The organism is Arthrobacter sp. B6 (assembly GCF_001663775.1).
Classification (GTDB): Bacteria; Actinomycetota; Actinomycetes; order Actinomycetales; family Micrococcaceae; genus Arthrobacter.
Genome location: NZ_LQAP01000020.1, coordinates 1 through 2684, shown reverse-complemented (window position 1 = coordinate 2684; position 2684 = coordinate 1). Strand labels below are relative to the sequence as shown.

Below are 2684 nucleotides of genomic sequence, written 5' to 3'. Positions count from 1 at the left end.
GGGTGGTGGCCTCACGGTGGTGGTTCAGGACTTCAATGTCCCGGTAGTCGCTGATGGCACCGAAAGTCATGTTGGTCATGCCGAGTTCCTCGCCCTGGTAGACGTAGGGCGTGCCGCGGTGCAGGTGGAGGATGGCGGCCAGCATTTTGGCGGATAACTCCCGGAACTGGCCATCGTCGCCAAACCGGGATACGGCCCGGGCCTGGTCGTGGTTCCCCCAGTAGAGGCTGTTCCAGCCACGCTCCCCCAGCGCCTCCTGCCAGCGGCCCAAGGACTTCTTCAGGTCGGTGAGCAGGAGCTTCCTCGGCCGCCATTTGTTGCCGCCGTCCTGGTCCAGTGCCACGTGCTCGAACTGGAAAACCATGTCCACTTCCTCCCGCGCGGGATCGGTGAACAGGACGGCGTCCTCGACGGTGACACCGGGCATTTCGCCCACGGTCAGCAGGTCCTTGTCCCGGCCGGCGAAGACCTCCTGGTGCATCTCCTGGAGGAATTCGTGGATCCTCGGGCCGCAGATATAGTGCGGGCCGCCGTCGCCATAGAGCATGCCGTCAGCCCGCGGGCCGTCCGGCAGTGCCTGGTCCTTGGAGATGAAGTTGATGACGTCCATCCGGAAGCCGTCGACGCCGCGGTCCAGCCACCAGTTCATCATGTCGTAGACGGCGGCACGGACCTCCGGGTTCTCCCAGTTCAGGTCCGGCTGTTTCTTCGAGAACAGGTGCAGGTAGTACTCGCCGCTGGCGGGGTCGTACTCCCACGCCGGGCCGGAGAACGCGGAGCCCCAGTTGTTGGGTTCGGCGCCGGCAGCGCCGGGCTCCGCACCGTCCCGCGCAGGGCGCCACCAGTACCAGTCCCGTTTCGGGTTGTCCTTGGACGAGCGGGATTCGACAAACCACGGATGCTCGTCCGAGGTGTGGTTGACCACCAGGTCCATCACCAGCTTCATGCCGCGGGTGTGGAGGCCATCCAGCAGTTCGTCCAGGGTGCCGAGGTCACCGAACACCGGGTCGATATCACGGTAGTCGCTGATGTCGTAGCCGTTGTCGTCCTGCGGCGAGCGGTAGACCGGGGAAAGCCAGACGACGTCGACGCCCAGGTTCCGAAGGTAGTCCAGCCGCCCGATGATCCCGCGCAGGTCGCCCACGCCATCGCCGTCGGAATCAGCGAAGCTGCGGGGGTAGATCTGGTAGACGACGGCGCTCTTGAACCATTCCCGCCCCGCACGGCGGGCCGTTTCCGACTGGATTTCCTGGCTGGTCATGGATTCCTCCTGGTACACGGCGCGACGGGATGCAGGCTCAGTGAAAGTCTGGTTCCCGTAGGTACTGCGGTCAATGGCCCCTGCTGTGAAAGGATCAACCATGCGCGCTATGCAACACTCCAGCAAACTCCAGAACGTCCGGTATGAACTCCGCGGGCCGATCCTCCAGGCGGCCAAGAACATGGAGGCCGAGGGACACCGGATCCTCAAGATGAACCTCGGAGACACCGCTCCGTTCGGGCTGGAGACGCCGGAATCGGTGGTGGTGGACATGATCCACCACCTGCGCGACGCGCAGGGGTACAGCGATTCCAAGGGAATCTTCTCGGCCCGGACAGCCATTTCGCAGTACTACCAGACCCGCGGCCTGATGCAGATCGGGGTGGAGGACATCTTCATCGGCAACGGCGTCAGCGAACTCATCTCCATGTGCCTGCAGGCATTCATGGAGAACGGCGACGAAATCCTGGTCCCGGCACCGGACTACCCGCTCTGGACGGCCGCGGTGACCCTGACCGGCGGCACGCCGGTGCACTACCTTTGCGACGAGGCCGACAACTGGTGGCCGGACCTTGCAGACGTGGAAGCGAAGATCACCGGCCGCACCAAGGGGATCGTGATCATCAACCCCAACAACCCCACCGGCGCTGTATACCCCCGCCACGTGCTGGAACAGTTCGCCTCGCTGGCCCGAAAGCACAACCTGGTCCTGTTCTCGGACGAGATCTACGAGAAGGTGCTTTACGAGGACGCCCAGCACATCCACACGGCCGCCGTCGCTGAAGACGTGTGCTGCCTGACCTTCAGCGGCCTGTCCAAGGCCTACCGCATGCCCGGGTACCGGGCGGGCTGGGTGGCCGTCACCGGTCCCCTCGCGGCCACTGCGGATTACCGCGAGGGACTGGAGCTCCTTGCCTCGCTGCGCCTGTGCCCCAACGTCCCCGCCCAGCATGCAATCCAGACCTGCCTGGGCGGCTACCAAAGCATCGAGGCGCTGGTGAAGCCCGGGGGCAGGCTGCGCGACCAGCGCGACCTCGCCTTCAAGCTCCTCACCGCAATTCCCGGCGTCACGTGCGTCCCCGCGGCAGGAGCCATGTACCTGTTTCCCCGCCTTGATCCGGAGCTTTACCCGATCAGGAGCGATGAGCAGTTCGTGCTGGACCTCCTGCAGGACCAGAAGATCCTGGTATCCCACGGCTCAGCCTTCAATTGGCCGGCACCGGATCACTTCCGCTTTGTGATCCTCCCCTCGGTCCTGGACATCGAGGAAGCCGTGCGCCGGATCTCCACGTTCCTGGCGACGTACCGCAGCAGCGTGGCGGACTGACCCGCAGCTAGAGCGCTGTCCGTTCCTTCGCGGCGTCGATAAGCCTCTCAGCCTCCCGCAGGACGAGGGCCGCCGCCGGCGAACCGACGGGTAAGG

Annotated in this window: 2 protein-coding genes; one reads left to right on the top strand and one right to left on the bottom strand. The window is 64.9% G+C overall.

Features of this window, described 5'->3' with window-relative positions; genetic code table 11:
* Window positions 1-1261 (bottom strand): alpha-glucosidase (locus AU175_RS20965; protein ID WP_066294643.1); only part of this gene is annotated, 1261 nt, incomplete at its 3' end.
* A gap of 100 nt (window positions 1262-1361) precedes the next feature.
* Here AU175_RS20965 and AU175_RS20960 point away from each other — a divergent pair.
* Complete coding sequence (locus AU175_RS20960; RefSeq protein WP_066288789.1) at window positions 1362-2588, top strand: pyridoxal phosphate-dependent aminotransferase; 1227 nt, start codon at window positions 1362-1364, stop codon at window positions 2586-2588.
* The last annotated feature ends 96 nt before the right edge of the window (window positions 2589-2684 follow it).

What these genes read in the sequence shown, in the direction of transcription:
- AU175_RS20960 (WP_066288789.1), top strand. Translation starts at nt 1,362, where the DNA reads ATGCGCGCTATGCAACACTCCAGCAAACTCCAGAACGTCCGGTATGAA.